The sequence below is a fragment of the Streptomyces sp. SID3212 genome, from assembly GCF_009865405.1.
In the GTDB taxonomy this organism is placed as follows: Bacteria; Actinomycetota; Actinomycetes; order Streptomycetales; family Streptomycetaceae; genus Streptomyces.
This window is the reverse complement of record NZ_WWJY01000105.1, coordinates 1-18,731: the sequence shown is the minus strand read 5'-3', so window position 1 is coordinate 18,731 and position 18,731 is coordinate 1. Positions and strand designations below refer to the sequence as shown.

Below are 18,731 nucleotides of genomic sequence, written 5' to 3'. Positions count from 1 at the left end.
CGGGCCGCGCCCGCCCCGGTCGCGCGCCCAACGCGCCACCTGCGCCACCCGCTTGACCACGAACTGGGTGTCCAGGATGCCGAGAATCCCGGCGAGCTGGACGGCGACCTCGTGCTGCGACGCGCCGTTCTTGATCCGGGCCACGATCGGCGCCGCCTCGTCCAGGGCGGCGGCGCGCCCCGCCGGGGTCTCCAGCGCGTAGCGCGAGACGATCTGGCGGATCGCGAACTCGAAGAGGGGCGTGCGCGGTTCGACCAGGTCCTGGACCGCTTCGTCGCCCTTGGCGAGGCGCAGGTCGCAGGGGTCCATGTTGTCGGGGGCGATGGCGATGTACGTCTCGGCGGCGAACTTCTGGTCGTCCTCGAAGGCGCGCAGCGCGGCCTTCTGGCCGGCCGCGTCCCCGTCGAAGGTGAAGATCACGCGTGCGCTGCCGTTGTCCATCAGCAGCCGTCTGAGGATCTTGATGTGGTCGGCGCCGAAGGCGGTGCCGCAGGTGGCGATGGCGGTGGTGACGCCGGCCAGGTGGCAGGCCATCACGTCGGTGTAGCCCTCGACCACCACGGCCCTGCTGGCCTTGGCGATGTCCTTCTTCGCCAGGTCGACGCCGTACAACACCTGGGACTTCTTGTAGATCGCGGTCTCGGGGGTGTTGAGGTACTTCGGACCGTTGTCGTCGTCGCGCAGCTTGCGCGCGCCGAAGCCGACCACCTCGCCGGAGATGTCCCTGATGGGCCACATCAGCCGGCCGCGGAAGCGGTCGATCGGGCCGCGGCGGCCGTCCTGGGAGAGACCGGAGAGCAGCAACTCCTTGTCGGAGAAGCCCTTGCCGCGCAGATGGCTCGTGAGGTGGTCCCAGCCGACCGGGCTGTACCCGACGCCGAAGTGCTCGGCCGCCGCCTGGTCGAAGCCGCGCTCGGCGAGGAACTTGCGGCCGATCTCGGCCTCGGCGCCCGACAGCTGCTCGGCGTAGAACAGCGCGGCGGCCTTGTGGGCCTCCACCAGCCGGGTGCGCTCGCCGCGCTGGCCCGCCGGGTTGTAGCCGCCTTCCTCGTACCGCAGGGTGATGCCCGCCTGGGCGGCGAGGCGCTCGACCGTCTCGGAGAAGGAGAGGTGGTCGAGCTTCATCACGAAGGCGATGGTGTCCCCGCCCTCCTGGCAGCCGAAGCAGTGGAAGAGACCCTTGCTCGGACTGACCTGGAAGGAGGGGGACTTCTCGTCGTGGAAGGGGCAGAGCCCTTTCAGGTTTCCGCCGCCCGCGCTGCGCAACTGGAGGTATTCGGACACGACGGCGTCGATCGGGACCGCGTCCCGAACCGCCTTCACGTCGTCATCGTTGATCCTGCCGGCCACGCGTGGATTCTACGGTGGCGCTACGACACCGGCCGACAGTGCGGTCGGGAGGAGGCGCTTCGGAACGGCCGGGACCGGGGCCACCGGAGGTGTCAGGTGCCGTCGGTGGCCAGCGAGGCGAGCGGCACCGACGGGTCGGCGAGCGCCTCCGGGTCCAGCCGGGCGCCGGAGCGGATCAGGCGCTGGATGTCCTCGGTGACGTCCCACACGTTGACGTTCATCCCGGCGAGCACCCGGCCGTCCTTGGTCCAGAAGGCGATGAACTCGCGCTTTCCCGCGTCGCCCCTGACCACCACCTGGTCGTACGAGCCGGGCGGCGCCCAGCCCGAGTACTCCAGGCCCAGGTCGTACTGGTCGGAGAAGAAGTACGGGATCCGGTCGTACGTGACCTCCTGGCCGAGCATCGCCCGCGCGGCGGCGGAGCCACCGTTCAGGGCGTTGGCCCAGTGCTCGACGCGCACCCGGTCGACGGGCAGGCCCTCGCCCCAGCCGGAGAGCGGGAACGCGGCCACGTCCCCGGCCGCGAAGATGTCCGGGTCCGAGGTGCGCAGCGAGGCGTCCACGGCGATGCCGCCGCCCGTGGCGCGGTCGGCGAGGGTGAGGCCGGCCGCCTCGGCCAGGGAGACCCGGGGAGCGGCGCCGATCGCGGCGAGCACGTCGTGGGCGGGGTGCTCCTCCCCGTCGTCCGTACGGGCCGCCAGGACCATGCCGTCCTGGCCGACGATCTCGGTGAGCCGTACCCCGAAGTGGAAGCGGACTCCGTGCTCGCGGTGCAGGTCGGTGAAGAGCTGGCCCAGCTCGGGGCCGATGACCTGGTGCAGCGGGGTGGCCGCGGACTCGACGACGGTGACCTCGGCGCCGTACTCCCGGGCCGCCGCGGCGACCTCCAGGCCGATCCAGCCGGCCCCGGCGACGACCAGGTGGCCGTTGTCCCGGCCCAGGGCGGAGAGCACCTGGCGCAGCCGGTCGGAGTGGGCGAGGCGGCGCAGGTGGTGGACGCCCACCAGATCCGTACCGGGGACGTCGAGGCGGCGCGGTTCCGAGCCGGTGGCCAGCAGCAGCTTGTCGTAGTGCACGGAGGTGCCGTCGCCGAGGTGCACGCAGCGGGTGCTGCGGTCGATCGAGGTGACCGTCTGGCCCAGGTGCAGCTCGACCTGGGACCGCGCGTACCAGGCGGGCTCGTGCACGAAGACGCTGTCGCGCTCGTCCTTGCCGGTCAGATAGCCCTTGGAGAGGGGTGGGCGCTCGTAGGGATGGTCGCGCTCGTCGCCGATCAGGATCACCCGGCCGGTGAAGCCCTCCGTCCGGAGGGTCTCCGCGGCCTTCGCCGCGGCGAGCCCGCCGCCGACGATGACAAATGTCCGATGTGCGTCGACCACTTGATGCCTCCTTTTTGCTCAGCCGCCATCTGCGAGCGTCCCGTACGGAGCGTAGTGGCGGAAGAGGGGGCGCGCCGGTGCTGTGCGGCGGGCGGGGGGTGAGGGGCCCCGTCCGTGCGCTCGTCCGTCCTCAGCGCCCTCTTCCGTGGAGGCCGCCGTGCAGGGAGCGGGCTGCCGCGTCCGTGAGGGAGGCGATCTGGTCGACGATCACCCGCTTGCGGGCACGGTCGTCCCCGGCCGTGTCGAACAGCGCGCGGAACTGCGGGTCCAACCCCTCCGGGGCGCCCGCCGTGAGCGCCTCGGCCAGCTCGGCCAGGACGATCCGCTGGTCGGCGCGGAGGGTCTCCTGCTCGGCCCGCTGCATGACGTAACGGTCGGCGACGGCCTTGAGGACCGCGCACTCGAGGCGCGCCTCGCGCGGGACGACCAGCTCGGCGCCGTACCGGGTGAGCGGGCCCGTGCCGTACGCCTCGCGGGTGGCGCCCTCCGCGGCCAGGCAGAAGCGGCCGATGAGCTGGCTGGTGGCGTCCTTGAGGCGGCCCTGGGCGACGGCGGAGCCGTCGTAGCCGTGCGGCCACCAGCGCTGTCCCATGAGGCGGTCCAGCGCGGCGGACAGCTCGGCCGGGTCGGTGTCCGCGGGGACGTACCGGCCTGTCGCGACCGCCCAGATCGAGTCCCGCTCGGTCGCGGAGGAGAGGGCGGCCGGGTCCACATGGCCGGCGTGGAGCCCGTCCTCGAAGTCGTGGACCGAGTAGGCGACGTCGTCGGACCAGTCCATGACCTGCGCCTCGAAGCACGTACGGCCCGCCGGGGCGCCTTCCCGGGCCCAGGCGAAGACCGGCAGGTCGTCCTCGTACACGCCGAACTTCGCGGAGGCGGGCTCGGTGGGGTGGGCGCCGCGCGGCCAGGGGTACTTCGTCGCGGCGTCCAGGGCGGCCCTGGTCAGGTTGAGGCCGACGCTGACCGGCTCGCCCGTCTCCTCGGACACGACGAACCGCTTGGGCTCGATCCGGGTCAGCAGGCGCAGCGACTGCGCGTTCCCCTCGAAGCCGCCGCAGTCCTCGGCGAAGTCGTTCAGGGCCTGCTCGCCGTTGTGGCCGAAGGGCGGGTGGCCCATGTCGTGGGACAGGCAAGCGGTCTCGACGAGATCCGGATCGCAGCCGAGGGCCGCGCCCAGCTCGCGGCCCACCTGGGCGCACTCCAGCGAGTGCGTAAGGCGCGTGCGCGCGCTGGCGTCCCAGTCCTGGTTACGGGTGCCCGGGGTGACCACCTGCGTCTTGCCCGCCAGGCGGCGCAGCGCGGCGGAGTGCAGCACGCGGGCGCGGTCGCGCTGGAACGCGGTCCTGCCGGGCCGTTTGTCGGGCTCCGGGGCCCAGCGCTCGGTGGCGGCGCTGTCGTAAGGGGTGGAAGGGGTCGAGGGGGTCGCGGGGGCCGGGGAGTGGGACGAGGTCGTGCCGGTGGTGCCTGCCATGTATCGAAGGTAACCGGAGGGACCGACAGCGGGTCCCCCCGGGCCACGGCGTATCGCCCGGAGGGGCCCGGACCGGCTCGGACCGGCTCGGACAGGTCGCTGGGGGTGGAAATGGAATGGGGAGTGGATTTCCCTCCTGCGGCGGTGCGCATTGTGCGCACATTGTGGCCGAGTTGCGATTCTTAATTTGCGAAAAGATTCCGTAAGTGATCGAACACACCGTGTAGTGTGCAATGGACCGCGGTGGGGGCTGCTTCATGGAAAGCCTCACGCTCCACGGGGAAGTCCCGTGGAGGAAGGGGGATCTGTGGAAACGACGTTCGCTGCCGCTTTACAGACCCGCCCGGCCCGCCCGACACGTCCCGCCGGCCGTGTGCCCCGTACCACCGCCGCGTCCTCGGCCCACGTCCGTGGCACCGGCGTCGCGAGGGGCTGAGCATGGCGGAAGGCGACTGGCGCCCGGTGATGCATCCGGCGGGCGCCGACACCGAGTTGAGGGTGGCCCTGGAGGAAATCGCGCTGGGCCGGTGGATGTCCATGCGGACGCTGCTCGCGCGTACGGACACCTCACGCTCCTGGGCGACCTGGACGTACCGCAGCCAGGTTCTCGCGGCCTCCGCCGCCGGCACCGACGTCGTCGAGGCGTGGGCGGACGACGAACCCGACGCCACCGCCACGGTGATGCTCGCGCGTGTCGCGTCCGAGCGGGCGCTCCGGGCGTTCCGGGGCGGGCATCCGAACGCGGACAGCCTGTGGCACACGGCCCTCGGCGCCTGCCGTACCGCCGTACACGCGGCGATGGACAACCCCGTGCCCTGGACCTGCTTCCTGGCCCTCGCCGTCATCGACGAGGACCAACAGGCCGGCGAGCACCGGGTGAAGGCCTCCGACCCCATGCTGCCGGCCGGACCCTGGGGGCTGTTGCGGCGGGCGGACGCCCTGGACCCGTACAACCGCGAGGCGTACCACCGGATGCTCCAGTACTGGCTCAGCCGGCCCGACGCCTCCGCGGTCAGCCACGCGGACGGCTACGCGCGGTGGGTGCTCAGCCGGGCGGAACAGCCCGCGGCGGCGGCCCTGCTGATGCTGCCGGTGTACGTACGGGTCGAGCGGTGGCTGCGGCTTCCCAGGGAAGCGCTCGACATGCACTGGCTGAACAGTTACGCGATCCAGGACGCGCTGTCCGCCTTCCACGGATGGTTCGCCCTCCGCACGGAGGGCGAGCGTTCCGTACAGGACCTCAACTACCTCGCACACGCGTTGTGGGCCGGCCAGCAGTACGAGGAGGCGGGGAGGGTGTTCCAGGCGATGGGACGTCACATCACGCCGCGCCCCTGGCAGTTCCGGCTCGCCGACCCGGGGGACAAGGACGCGCTGGTCGACCACATCGCGCGCTGCCGCAGCCAGTGCCTGAGTGTCGCCGAGTCGTCCGCGCGGACGAGCCCGGCGCGGTTCGGCAGACACCGGCACCGGCCGGCCACCTGACCGCGTCCGGTTCTTCTTCGCACCCTCTCCGTTCCCGCCCCCCCCATCCCCCCACCACGGCAGAAGGACGACCGTTGTCTTCCTCGACAGGCACCTCACCGACCGGTTCGCCGACCGGGACCTCCGGCACCTCCCGGACCCCCGCGATCGGCGACCGGGGCGACACCCCGGACGCGCAACGCCTCAAGGAACTGGGCTACCAGCCCGTTCTGGCCCGGCGCATGGGCCCGTTCGGGAACTTCGCCATCAGTTTCAGTGTCATCTCGGTGTTGACCGGTTGCATGACCCTCTACGGATACGGCATGGGCCACGGCGGCCCGGCCGTCATGATGTGGGGCTGGGTCGGCGCCGGGGCCATGGTCCTGGTCATCGGGATGGCCCTGGCGGAGGTGACCAGCGCGTACCCCACGTCGGGGGCCATGTATTACATGGCCCGTATCCTCGGCGGACCGCGCTGGGGGTACTACACCGGGTGGATCAACCTGCTCGGCATGCTGGGCGGTCTGGCCGGCAGCGGCTACGGCGCCGCGGCCTTCCTCGGCGCGCTGCTGAGCCTCCAGACGGGCTACAAACCCACCCCCGGCTCGACGCTGCTGATCCTCGCGGTCATCCTGATCGCCGTCGCGGCGATCAACCTGTGCGGGGTGCGGATCGCCGCGTTCTTCAACGACCTGAGCGTGTGGTGGCACCTGGTCGGCATCGTGACCATCGTCGGCACGCTGTGGATCCTGCCCGACAGCCACCAGTCGCCCGGTTTTGTCTTCGGTGAGTTCGTCAACGACACGGGCTTCTCGAATCCGCTGTACGTGTGCGCGCTGGGCCTGCTGCTCACCATGTACACCTTCACCGGGTACGACGCCTCCGCGCACCTGTCGGAGGAGACCACCCAGGCCGCCGTCTCGGCGCCGCGCGGCATCATCAAGTCCATCGTCTGGTCGTGGATCGGCGGGTTCATCCTGCTGGCCGGCCTGACGTTCGCCATCCAGGACTACGCCGCCACCCAGGCGACCGGGACCGGGGTGCCGCCGGCCCAGATCCTCATCGACGCGCTCGGCACCGACGGCGCGACGCTGATGCTGCTCCTGGTGATCGGCGCGATGTTCTTCTGCACGATCGCCGTGACCACGTCGGGTTCGCGGATGGTCTTCGCCGTCAGCCGCGACGGCGAACTCCCCTTCTCGCACCTCTGGCGCCGCATCAGCCGCCGCACTCTGGTGCCGTACTGGGCGGTGTGCATGACGGTCGTCGCGGCCTTCGCGCTGACCCTGCCGTCGCTGTGGTCGACCACCGCGTACGGCGCCATAACGGCGATCAGCGTCGTCGGAATCACGCCGGTGTACATCATCCCGGTCTTCCTCAAGCTCGTGCGCCCCGAGCGGTTCACCCCCGGCCCGTGGCACCTCGGCCGCTGGAGCAACCTGGTGGGCTGGACGGCGGTGGTCTGGGTGACCTTCTGCACGGTGCTGTTCTGCCTGCCGCAGAGCTACCCCGTCACCATCGACACGATGAACTACGCGGTGGCCGCGCTGGCCGGGGCGCTGCTGCTGGCGACGGCGTACTGGCCGTTCGCGCGCCGCGTCCAGGAGACCCGTACCCACTCCCACTCGCCCCGGGACATCCAGCAGATGGAGGACATCGTCTGACGCGGGGACACCTCGGAGTTCCCGCAGCTCACCGGCCCGATCGGGCCGATGTCAGACCCCCCGCCTAACGTGGTGATCAGTTCGAGAACCAGAAGGTCGGGGAGGGGTCCTGCCATGGGTTGGATCGAAACGGCGGGCGGGTACGCCGTCTCGCTGGAGGGCACGCGGGTGCTGTGCCGCAATGCCGCCGGCAGGGCGCTGAAGCAGGTGCCGCCGAAGCTCAAGGACGACGTCGAGGTGGTCCGGCTCCGGCAGTTGGCCGAGTGGCTGGCGCGGCACGAGAGCGAGTGCCGGGAGCAGGTGGACGCCTGGCTGGTGCGGTCGCTGCCGGTGCCGGTCGCGCTGCTGGCGCGGGTGTGGCCGGACACGGCGTGGCAGGCGGCGCTGCGGGACCTGGTGGTGGCACCGGTGGGCGCGGACGGGGCGGCGGACACCACGCGCGCCGGGTTCCTGCGGGACGCGGATCCAGTGAGGGGGCTCGGGATCGTGGATCTCGACGGGGACTCGGTGTGGCTGGACCCGGCGGAGGTGACGTCGGTGCTGATCCCCCATCCGGTGCTGCTCGAAGACCTGGCGGAGCTGCGGGAGTTCGCGGCGGAGCTGAAGGTCGAGCAGGGTGTGGAGCAGCTGTTCCGCGAGGTGTGGCAGCGGCCGGCGGGGGTCGGCGGCCCGACCGGCGCGGACACGGCCTGGAGCGCGTACGCGAACGGGAAGTTCGCCCAACTGCGGCACGCCACCGGGCGGGCGCTGACGCTCGGTTACCGGGTGCGGGGCGGTCAGGCGCTGTGCCGGCTGGTCGAGGACGGGCGGCAGTTGGAGGCGGCGTACTGGCTGGGGGGTGACTACCCGGACGCGGAGGCGCGGACGGGGGCGCTGGAGTGGCGGGACGGTACGGGGCGGCGGCTGCCGCTCGGTGAGGTGGGGCCGGTCGCCTGGTCCGAGGGTGAGCGGATGGCCGCGCTGGTGTTCGCGGGGCGTGTGGTCGAGAGCGAAGAGGAGGGGGCGCTGTGAGCGGGGGTGCTGTGAGCGAGAACGCGGTGCGTGGGGGCGCTGTGAACGGGGGCGTGGTGAACGGGAACGCGGTGGATGACGGGCGACCGCCGGAGGCGGGTCTGCCGGCCGCGGATCTGCTGGACGCCGGGGCGGTGCTGCCGCTCGGAGCGGAGGGCGGGGCCACGCTGGGCGATGTGCTGACGGCGAGGTCGTACGGCCATCCCGTGCTCGACGGGCGCACGGTGGTACGGCTGGTGCCCGGCGCGATCGGGGCCGCCGAGGATCTCTCCGTCGAATATCTGGGCTTCTCCGCCGCGGAGGTGGCGGAGGTCGGCCGGGTGAAGCGGCAGTCCCTCGGCTTCCCCGCGTGGGCGCTCGTGAACGACCCGGGCAACGGGCATCACGCGCTCGCCGTGGTCAAGGAGATGGAGCGCCTCGCGCGGCTCGTGGCCACCAAGCCGGGGCTGGCGAAGGAGGGGTTCGACGAGATCGGGGAGCGGCTCGACCGTTCCGTACCGCACTTCCTGCCCACCTTCTACGAACAGGTGGCGCGGCTCTTCCTGGCCGTCGAGTCGACGGCGCAGGCGGCGACGTTCTTCGGCAAGGCCAGGACGGCCGAGCAGCGGTACGCGCTGGCGGTGGACGAGGAGCGGCTCCGGGAGGTCTTCCTGGAGTTCGCCGCGGCGGGCGCGCTCAGCGGGAAGGCGCTGCGCGAGCATGCCAGGGGGCTGACGGTACGGCTGTCGCCCGAGGAGGCGTACGCCCAGTTCAGGACCCTGTCCGTGGAGCGGTGCGCGTCCGGACTCGCCCCCTACGCGGGGATGCTGGAGGATCTGCGCCGGCTGTCGAAGGGCGCGGGGCTCGACGCGCGCGCCGAGGAGCGGTCCCTGCTCGCGGAGATCATCCACACGGGCGCGATGAACCGCGCGGCGGTGAGTTTCTGGCAGGCCGCCCTGCCGGCCCTGTCGGACGTGGCGACCGAGGACCGGGCGGTGCGGGAGCGGCTGTTGACGCTGATGCCCGCTCCGGGCGGCGACGCGGCGGCGTTCGACGAGTCGTGGCTGGCGCTGCTGGAGCGGTGCGGGGCGGTGGACCTGCTGCTGGACGGCTCGGTCCCGGCGGCCGGCTGGGTGACGTCCTGGGCGGCCCACCGGCAGCGCGGCTGGGGGCAGACCCCGCGGCTCGCCGCCGAACTGACCCTGGTGGAGCGGCTGGTGGGCCGGCTGGTCGCGGACGCGGTGCCGGTCCGGCTGAGCAGCGGGACCGGGTGGCGGACCGGGGTGGACCTGGACCTGCTGGACGCCTGTCTGTCCTGGGGCGTGCCGGTCGAGGATCTCTCCGACGAGGGGAGAGGAGTGCACCTGGGCAGTTGGGTGTCCGACACGGGGGAGGGCCGCAGGGATCTGCTGGCGGTGACCTCGGAGCCGCGGTTCGCCCGGGCGCTGCGGGGCGCCGTGGAGCAGGAGGCCGGCCGGGGCGGTGCGTCCGAGCTGCTCGAATCGATGGCCCGTCACCCGGCGCTGCGCACGGTGCTCGCGGGCTGGCTGGAGGAGCGGGCCGACGACCTGGCCCGGCCGTTCGGGCTGCCCGAGCTGAACGACAGGCTGCACCGGTTGTCGCGCTTCTCGTCGCCGTCCGTGCTGGCCACGGCGCCCGAAGCGGTCCGGCGGATCACGGCGGTGTCCCCCGCCCCCGCCCTGGCCAGGACCCTGCGCGCCGGGATCCTCGACGAGCTGGGCCATCAGGGGTTGGAGGAGGCCCTGCCGCACCTGGGGAAGATCGCGAAGAACGCGGCTCCGGGCGGCAGGGTCAGGGCGGGCACGGACGAGACGTACCGGCTGACGGACGCCTGGCCCGCCCTGCTCGTCCGGGTCGGCCTCCAGGTGGCGGCCGTCGGTCCCGACCAGGTGCTCGACCGGCGGACGCTCACGCTGCCCGCGGTCTCGAAGACCTCGTGGGACACGACCAACATCGCCTACGTGGACGGTCAGTGGCTCGTCGTCAACGGATGGGGTGACGACCGGCGCGGCGTGTGGTCGGGCCGTCCCACCGAGATCTTCAAGCCCCAGGGCCAGATCCACGGCCAGGGCAACGGCGGCGGCACGCCCTCGCTCCCCCTGGCCGACGGCAGCCGGTGCTACGGCGGCCGGCCGGTCCACCCGGGCGACATCTCGTTCGCGGACGAGTGCCGACCGGTCGCCTCGGACGGCATCTCCGTCTGGGTCCTGCACGAGGACCAGTGGTGGGAGTACGACCCCGCGTCGGCCCGCCGGGGCCGCGTCTCCGTGCCGGCCTTCTTCGCGACGGCCCTGACCGGCGACGCGATCCGGCTGCGGGAGAACGCCTGCCGGCTGCTTCCCGTACGTCCCGGTCTGGAGTCCTCCCCGTTCGGGACGAAGGACGGGCTGCTGGGCTGGTACGTGACGTACGACCCGGACGGGCGGACGCTGACGGCCTGTTCGGTGGACGGCAGCCGCGGTCCGGCCGTCCCGGAGCACTCCGGAATCCCGCTGCCGCCGCTGCGGCTGCCGGGCGGAGCCGTCCTGCACCCGCGTGAGAAGGCGGCGTACGGCGGGGCGCAGATCGACCTGTACGACGGCGAGGGGACCTGCGTCGCGCGGCACACCGCGGGCGGCACGGAGGGGCCGTACGGAGCGGGCACCCCGCTCGTCCCGCCGACCTCGCACTGGCACGCGCTGCGGCCCCGCGACGAACGGGGATCGGCCGCGCTGCGCGCGGTGACGGACGCGGACGCGGAGGCGTTGCTGTCGGCCGTCGCCGGCGGTTCGGAGCCGGACGCGGCGGTGCGCGCGCTGCTGCCGGAGGTCACCCACCCGGGGCTGGTGGCGGGGGTGGCCGGCGTGGTGAAGGAGGCGGCCCGCCACGCGGAACGCCTCGCGAAGCTCGCGGAGCGGGCCGAGCGGGGTCCCGGGGACCTGACGGCGGACGGGCCGACGGTGCGTCATGCGTACGACAAGGTGCTGGAGGAGGCGTTCGGGGGCCTGGCGCCCGACGGGTACTACTTCGGCTACCGGAACAACTCCCAGGACTCGACGGCGATCTTCGACCAGATCGGGCGGTTGTCGGCGCTGCTCGCGGCGGACGGCGTCCCGGGGCGGCGGACCGAGGCCGCCGCCGAGAGCGGCGGCTGGGTGCCCGTGTACGGATCCACGCTGGTGGCGCTCGCGGTCCGGGCCGCCGTACCGGTGACACCTGAGCCGCAACGCGAGGCCCTGTTGGAGCTCTTGGACGCGGCGCTGGCCGTGCGGGTGGGAGGGGAGGAGGCCGGATCCGGCGAGGGCTCTCCCGGTGAGGGCGTTCCCGGCGAGGACGATGGTGCGGCGATCATGGTCGACCCGCGGGGGCGGCTGCGGATCGTGGAGCTGCGGATGCCGGTCGGTCCCCAGGGGGACGCCGACGAAGACGAAGACGAAAACGCCGCCGACAACGCCGCCGACCGGCTGCGCGGCGAGGTGCGGCACGCGGGCGCGCGGCGGCTGCTGCTCGTCGGTTGTTCGCGGGCCGACGAGAAGGAGCGGTACTGGCAGTGCCTGGAGTACGACCCGGCCAGCGTCTTCGGGGCCTGGGAGGGCACCACGGTGACCAGGTCCCAGGTGCTGGGCGCGGCGGACGACCCGGTGCGGGCGCCCGCGGTGCGCCGCCTGGTGGAGGCGGTGCGTGAGCGCGGGCCGCTGCCGTACCGCCCGGAGCTGGGCGTGGAGTTCGCGGAGCGGGTGGGGATCACACCGTCGGCGGGCGTGCTGTTCCAGCTGGGCTGCCCGGGGCTGAACCGCTACCGGGGGAATCAGGTGCCCGCGGAGTACCTGGAGCCGCTGGACGTGAAGAAGCCCGAGCTGGAGTGGGCGGTGTCCCTGCTGAGCGCGCTGGGCGGCGAGCAGCGGCGGTCGTTCACCGCGCTGCTGCTGCCGGCCGACCCGGAGCGGGTGGCCGACCTGTGGACGGCCGGGTTCCCGGCGGAGCCGCTGGTGGGCGAGTGGATCGCGACACGCGGCAAGCGGCGGGTCCTGCCTCCTGCCGTGATCCGTGGGGTGGCCGCCGAGCTGCACGCGAGTCAGGCGGTGGACGCGGTGCTCAACCCCGCGTGGCAGACCGAGCTGACGGGGCGTACGGAACAGCGCCCGGTGGAGGGCGAGCTGGCACCGGTCGACCCGGCGCGGCTGCTCACCGGGGGCGTGCTGGGCAGCTGGGTCGAGGCGCTGCGCTGGCTCGCGTACCGGCTTCCGTTCGGCGATCCGCTGCGGACGGTGCTGCCGGAGACGGTGCTCGGGCTGCGGGAGCGGCTCGCCGACCCGGGTCTGCTGTTGGACCTGGGGGTGGACCGGGACTCCGCCTACGACCCGGTGTCGCCGCGTCTGCGGGAGGCGTACGGACTGGGGCCGAAGCGGGCCGCCGGCGACGCCGAGATGTTCGAGCTGTCGGCGGCGCTGGTCCTGAGGCCGACGCGGTGGGGGACGGGCGAGGAGGTGTGGGTGCGGCCGTCGGCCGTCCTGCCCGAGCCGGGGGCCGACGGCGGGGGCGGCGGCGGTCCCGACCACCCGGACCTCAAGCTGCTCGTGGCCACGGCGGGGAAGGCGTCGGGGCTGGAGGCGCTGCGGGCTGTCCTGAGTGACGAGTTCCTGGCGCTGGTCTCGGCGGACGGCCCGGCAGGACCGCCGCAGAACCCGCAGGTGAGCGTGGAGGGGCTGGTGGCCGATGTCGCGCGCCGGTCCGGGATCTCGGAGGACGCGTCGGCCCTCTACCTGATGCTGCTGGCGCTGCCCGATCCGACGGACCGCAACCAGGCGGCGTGGACGGGGTGGAAGCCGGCCCGGTTGAAGAAGGCGCGGGCCGAACTGGCCGCCACGGACCTGGTGGTGGAGGGCAGGCGCGCACGCGCGGGACGCACGCTGTTCCTGCCCGGCGGCTGGCTGGAGGAGAAGGACGCGCCCCGGCTGCCCGTGGAGAGCTGGAAGACGGCGCTGCTGCCGTGGGACAGGCCGGGCTTCGTGGTGCCCGACCTGCCGGTGCCCGCGCTGTTCGAGGCCGCGTGGCGGCGGTTGGGCGACGGCGACGTGCCGGCGTTCGAGGAGTTCAAGGGCCGTGGCGGCCGGGGAGGCAGACGATGAGGGAACAGACCGTACCGGCGGCGAGGACGGGCGGCGCCCGGCAGGTGGAGCTGCCGGAGGACCGCTTCGCGGCGGAGCTGGCGTTCCTGGCGTCGTACGACAACGGCCCGCGACCGCCCGGCTGGAGGCTGACCCCTCGCGCGGTGGTGCTGTTCGTGTGCGGCACGGACGGCGAACAGCTCAGGGCGCCGGACGGCGGGAAGCTCGCGGTGTCCCGGAAGTTCGTGGGCGACCGGTCGCTGGTGGAGCGGTGTGTGGTGACGCTCGCGGGCGAGCGCGGGCTGCTGCTCGTGGGCGAGCCCGGGACGGCCAAGTCGATGCTCTCCGAGCTGTTGTCGGCCGCCGTGTGCGGTACGAGCACGCTCACGGTGCAGGGCACGGCGGGGACCACGGAGGACCAGCTGCGTTACGGCTGGAACTACGCGATGCTGCTGGCCAAGGGCCCGAGCCGGGACGCGCTGGTCCCCTCCCCCGTCCTGCGGGCCATGACCCGAGGCGCGGTGGCGCGGATCGAGGAGGTCACGCGCTGTCTGCCCGAGGTGCAGGACGCGCTGGTCTCGCTGCTCTCCGAACGCCGGATGTCCGTGCCGGAACTGGCGGGCGGGGAGGACGGCGACAGCACGGTGCACGCGGCGCCCGGTTTCACGCTGATCGCCACGGCCAACCTGCGCGACAAGGGCGTCTCCGAGATGTCCGCCGCGCTGAAACGGCGCTTCAACTTCGAGACGGTGGGCCCGATCGACGACCTGGACGCCGAGACGGCGCTGGTACGCGGGCAGGCGACGGCGGCACTGGTGCGCGGCGGGGCGGAGTTCTCGGTGGACGACACCGTGCTGGAGGCCCTGATCACCGCGTTCCGGGACCTACGGACGGGGAGGAGCGCGGAGGGCTGGGAGGTGGAACGCCCCTCGACGGTCATGTCGACGGCGGAGGCGGTCCAGGTGGCCACGGCGATGGGCCTGGGAGCGGCCTACCTGGGCGACGGCCGCGACGTGCTCCGCATGCTGCCCGGCCACCTGCTGGGCACGGTCCAGAAGGACGACCCGGCCGACCACGCGAGGCTGCTGGGCTACTGGGACGGCCCGATCCGCCGCCGCGCGGAGGCGGGAGCACCGCTGTGGAGGACGTTGTGGGAGCTGCGCGATGAACTGGGGTGAGGGGGCGGGGCTCGGGGAGGCGCCCGCGCCCGGGAAGGCGCTGAACCGGCTGGCCGACTGCACGGAGCCGTATCTGATCGGGGTACGGCACCACTCCCCCGCGTTGGCCGCCGCCGTACCGGCGATGCTGACGCACGCGGCACCGGAGGTGCTGTTCGTCGAACTGCCGGAGGAGTTCGCGCCCTGGCTGCCGTATCTCGCCGACCCGGCGACGGTCCCGCCGGTGGCCCTGGCGGGCGGCCGGAGCGACGGAACGGGCGGCGGGCTGGTGTTCCTGCCGTTCGCGGAGTTCTCCCCGGAGCTGGCGGCGATCCGCTGGGCGCGGGAGGCGGGGGTGGAGGTGGTCGCGTTCGACCTGCCGCTGGGGGCACGGGAGGAGCGGGTCCCGGGCGGCGGCGCGGAGGGGGACGGTCACGGCGGGGCGTTGAGTGCCGCGTTGCGGGCGCGGGTCGGGGGGCGGGGCGGGGACGATCTGTGGGACCGGCTGGTCGAGACCATGGCCCCGGGTTCGGGACCGGAGGCACTGCGGCGGGCCGCGCTGCTGGTGGGCTGGGCGCTGCGGGCGGACGCGGGTGCGGTGGACCCCTACGACCTCCGCCGGGAGGCGAACATGCGCCGCCACCTGGCCGAACGGGCCGGCCGCCGTACGGCCGCGGTGATCGGGGCCTTCCACGCGCCCGCGCTGGTGTGGGATGGACCGGACGAGGCGGGGGCCGCAGGGGCCGATGCGGCCCGGTCCGTGGGGGCCGACGCGGCGCGGGCCGCCGGGGCAGACGCTTCGCGATCCGCAGGCGCTGACGTGGCGCGGGCCGCCGGGGACGGGGAGGCGCGGTCTGCGGGAGTCCGCGTGGACCGGGCCGCCGGGGACGGCGTGGTGCGGGTGGTGCGGGCGGTGGGAGGTGACGCCTCGGCATCCGCCAAGGGTGGGGGTGCGGTCACCTCGCTCGTGCCGTATTCCTATGCCCTGTTGGACGAGCGGTCCGGGTATCCGGCCGGGATCAGGGATCCGGAGTGGCAGCGCGGGGTGCATCTCGCGGCGGGCGATCCGGTGCTGCTGGACGACCTGTTGACGGCGACCGCCGTACGGATCTGTGTGGCCGTACGGGACGGCGGTCACCCCAGCGGCCCCGCCGACGCCCGTGAGGTGGTCCGGGTCGCCCGGGACCTCGCGGCGCTGCGCGGGCTTCCGGCCGCCGGGCGCGGCGAGTTGGTGGAGGCGGCGCAGACCGTCCTCACGCAGGGGCAGTTGTACGGGCGGGGCCGCGTCGTGGCCGCGGCCATGGAGAAGGTCCTGGTCGGGACCCGGCAGGGACGGCTCGCGCCCGGGACGCCGCGTTCGGGGCTCGGACCGTCCGTCGAGACGCTCCTCGGTGGGCTGTCACTGCCCACGCCGACCGCGCCGGCCCGCCGGGAGCTGCGTCTGGACGCGCACCGGAGCGACCTGGACCGGCGCCGGGAGCTGGCCCTGCGCCGGCTGGCCGCCTGCCGTGTCCCGTACGGGGAGGAGGGCGGCGTCGCGGGCGTGGGCGACGCCGCCCCGCTGACGACGCGGTGGACGGTGTCCTGGTCTCCGTCGACGGCCGCGATGCTCGATGTGACCGGTGTGCGCGGAGTGACGCTGGAGCAGGCCACGGAGGGGACGCTGCGGCAGCGGCGGACGAGAGAGCGCCTGCTCGGTGGTCCGACGGCCCCGGAGGTGCTGGCGGGTCTCGAGGAGGCGGCGCGGTGCGGACTGCCCGGCCTCGCCGCGGAACGCCTTGCGGAGACCGCCGAGTTGCTGCCCGCATCCGGGACGCTGCCCGAACTGCTCACCGGGCTCAACCTGTTGGACCGGATCAGATCCGGTCATCTGCCGGGCCTGCCCGACGGGTGGGAACGGGCCGCGCTCACCGAGGCGTACGACGACCTCACCGCGGCGGGGGTGCGCGCGCTGGACGGGCTGGCGGGTTCCACCGACGCGGAGGACGCGCGGGCGCTGGTCGCCCTGGCGGGGCGGGCCGCGGCGGCGCTCGGTGGCGGTCTGCGGCTCGACGCCGCGCTGGTCCGGCTGGAGGCCGATGGCACGGCGCTGATCAGGGGCGCGGCGGGGGTGGCCCGGGTACTGCTGGGGAGCGGGGACGCGAGGGAGTTCGGGGTCCGGCTGGCGTCCCGCGTGGACGGCGCGACGACGTCCGTGCTCCGTACGGACCTGGGGGAGTTCCTGCGCGGGGCGCTGCTGGCGGCGGGTTCGCTGATGGAGACCGGTCCCGCTCTGTACCCCCTGATGGAACGGGTCGAGGCGCTGCCCGACCGGGATTTCCTGGACCGGCTGCCCGCCCTGCGCGCCGGTTTCGACACGCTCTCCCCGGCGGCGAGGAGCCGGCTCCTGGCGACGGTGGAGGACCGCACGGGCCTGGCGGCGGGCACCTTGCCGGGCCCGATGACGGACCCGGCGACGCTGGCGCTGCTGGCATCGGCGGACCTGGCGGGCCGGGAGGCCCTGACGGCGAGGGGATTGGTTCCGGACCTGACGTCCGACGTGGGCGCCGACCTGAGGGCCACGTCGGAGACGGACCTGGCGACGGGCGTGACGGCGAGCGCGGCAACGGGAGCCACCGGCGCCGCGTACGGGAGGATGTCGGCGGCGGACGGACGAGCACCGCTGCTCGGCCCTGCCGGCGGGAGCGCTTTGGGTGGTGTTCGGTGGGATTCGGCGGGGGCAGGGCAGGGCGTACTCGCCCTCTCTCCCGGTGAGCGGTGGCGGTTGTTGCTCGGGAGGGGGCGGGAGTTGCGGGGTGGGGCCGGGCGGGTGGGCGCCGCCTTGGACGAGTTGTACGGCTTCGGGCGCGGTGAGGGGGCCCGGGGCGAGGAGGGACGGGGTGGTTCGCGGGGCGGGGACGGGGCGCCGTACCCCGATGTGCGGTCCTGGTCCGAGGAGTTGACCGCGTTGTTCGGGCCCGGCGTCCGCGAGGAGGTGCTCGCCGCTGCCGCCGACGCCGGGCGGATCGACGCCGCCATGGAACTGGACCCCGCGGCGGCCCGCCCCTCCGTGGAGTTGCTGCGGACCGTCCTGTCGTACGCGGGCGGCCTCCCCGAGCACCAACTGGCCCGGCTCCGCCCCCTGGTGGCGAGGCTGGTGGCCGAGTTGACCGAGGCGCTCGCCAACCGGCTGCGCCCCGCGCTCACCGGCCTCTCCCATCCGCGCCCCACCCGCCGCCCGGGCGGCCCGCTGGACCTGGCCCGCACCATCCGGGCCAACCTGGCGACCGCCCGCCGGGACCCCGAGACCGGCGCGTTGACCGTGCTGCCGGAGCGGCCCGTGTTCCGTACCCGCGCCCGCAAGACGGCCGACTGGCGGCTCGTCCTCGTCGTGGACGTGTCCGGCTCGATGGAGGCCTCGACGGTCTGGGCCGCGCTCACCGCCGCCGTACTGGCGGGAGTGCCCGCGGTGAGTACGCACTTCGTGGCGTTCTCCACCGAGGTCGTCGATCTCACCGACCAGGTCGACGATCCCCTGAGTCTGCTGCTGGAAGTCAGCGTCGGCGGCGGGACGAACATCGCGCTGGGGCTGCGCCACGCCCGACAGCTGGTGTCGGTGCCGTCCCGCACCCTCGTGGTCCTGATCAGCGACTTCGAGGAGGGCGGCCCGGTCTCGCCGCTGCTCGCGGAGGTACGGGCCCTGGTCGACGCCGGGTGCCACGTGCTCGGCTGCGCGTCGCTGGACGACGAGGGCAGGCCGCGCTATTCGACGGGGATCGCGGGCCAGTTGGTCGGGGCCGGCATGCCGGTCGCGGCGCTGAGCCCCTTGGAGCTGGCCCGCTGGGTCGGCGAACGCGTAGGAGGTGCGCACCGATGACCCCATCCGCTGCGGTACTGCCACCGGTTGCCGCTGACGTGGCCGCCGCCGCGCTCGATCTGCTGCCCGTACGGCTGCGCAAGCGCGTGGACGGGGCGGTGGCGAAGGTGGCCGGCTGGCCGGTGGAGGCCACGGACGACGGCGTGCTGGTCCGGGTCGCCGACGACACGGTGGTGACGCTGAGGCTCACGGCGGGGATCGTCGCCGAGGCGGCCGACGCCGTGTGCGGCTGCCTGTTGGCGCCCGCGTGTCTGCACCGCGCGGCCGTCCTGTCGAGCGCGCCGCTGGCGGC

Annotated in this window: 9 protein-coding genes and 1 pseudogene; 7 read left to right on the top strand and 3 right to left on the bottom strand. The window is 73.8% G+C overall.

The window, feature by feature from the left end:
• The 3 genes from dnaG to GT042_RS03010 all read right to left on the bottom strand — a co-directional run.
• Window positions 1-1,350 (bottom strand): DNA primase (gene dnaG / locus GT042_RS03020; RefSeq protein WP_161307137.1); only part of this gene is annotated, 1,350 nt, incomplete at its 3' end.
• Between the two features lie 92 nt (window positions 1,351-1,442).
• Window positions 1,443-2,729 carry an FAD-dependent oxidoreductase gene (locus GT042_RS03015; protein ID WP_161307136.1) on the bottom strand — a complete coding sequence of 429 codons (1,287 nt, stop codon included), beginning with the start codon at window positions 2,727-2,729 and terminating at the stop codon, window positions 1,443-1,445.
• Window positions 2,730-2,859: 130 nt separating this feature from the next.
• Window positions 2,860-4,200: a deoxyguanosinetriphosphate triphosphohydrolase gene (locus GT042_RS03010; protein WP_161307135.1), complete on the bottom strand. Its 1,341-nt coding sequence runs from the start codon at window positions 4,198-4,200 to the stop codon at window positions 2,860-2,862.
• 438 nt (window positions 4,201-4,638) lie between these two features.
• On the opposite strand from GT042_RS03010, the gene GT042_RS03005 reads away from it, so the two are divergent.
• From GT042_RS03005 to GT042_RS02975, 7 genes and pseudogenes are all read left to right on the top strand, one after another.
• On the top strand, window positions 4,639-5,685 hold the full coding sequence (locus GT042_RS03005) for a hypothetical protein (protein ID WP_161307134.1): 1,047 nt from the start codon (window positions 4,639-4,641) through the stop codon (window positions 5,683-5,685).
• A 146-nt stretch (window positions 5,686-5,831) separates the two neighbouring features.
• The gene (locus GT042_RS03000; protein ID WP_345943663.1) at window positions 5,832-7,328 is read left to right on the top strand and encodes an amino acid permease; all 1,497 of its coding nucleotides are present in this window, start codon (window positions 5,832-5,834) and stop codon (window positions 7,326-7,328) included.
• 114 nt (window positions 7,329-7,442) lie between these two features.
• The gene (locus GT042_RS02995; RefSeq protein ID WP_161307133.1) at window positions 7,443-8,339 is read left to right on the top strand and encodes a DUF4132 domain-containing protein; all 897 of its coding nucleotides are present in this window, start codon (window positions 7,443-7,445) and stop codon (window positions 8,337-8,339) included.
• The gene (locus GT042_RS02990) at window positions 8,336-13,447 is read left to right on the top strand and encodes a hypothetical protein (protein WP_161307132.1); all 5,112 of its coding nucleotides are present in this window, start codon (window positions 8,336-8,338) and stop codon (window positions 13,445-13,447) included. Before GT042_RS02995 ends, GT042_RS02990 begins: the two co-directional genes overlap by 4 nt.
• Window positions 13,444-14,604 (top strand): AAA family ATPase, encoded by a 1,161-nt coding sequence (locus GT042_RS02985; protein ID WP_161307131.1) that lies wholly within the window; start codon window positions 13,444-13,446, stop codon window positions 14,602-14,604. Before GT042_RS02990 ends, GT042_RS02985 begins: the two co-directional genes overlap by 4 nt.
• Entirely contained in the window at window positions 14,591-18,439 is a 3,849-nt protein-coding gene (locus tag GT042_RS02980; protein WP_161307130.1) for a DUF5682 family protein, read from the top strand. Before GT042_RS02985 ends, GT042_RS02980 begins: the two co-directional genes overlap by 14 nt.
• Window positions 18,436-18,731, top strand: a pseudogene (locus GT042_RS02975) (hypothetical protein); the annotation flags it as partial. The gene GT042_RS02980 and the pseudogene GT042_RS02975, both read left to right, overlap by 4 nt.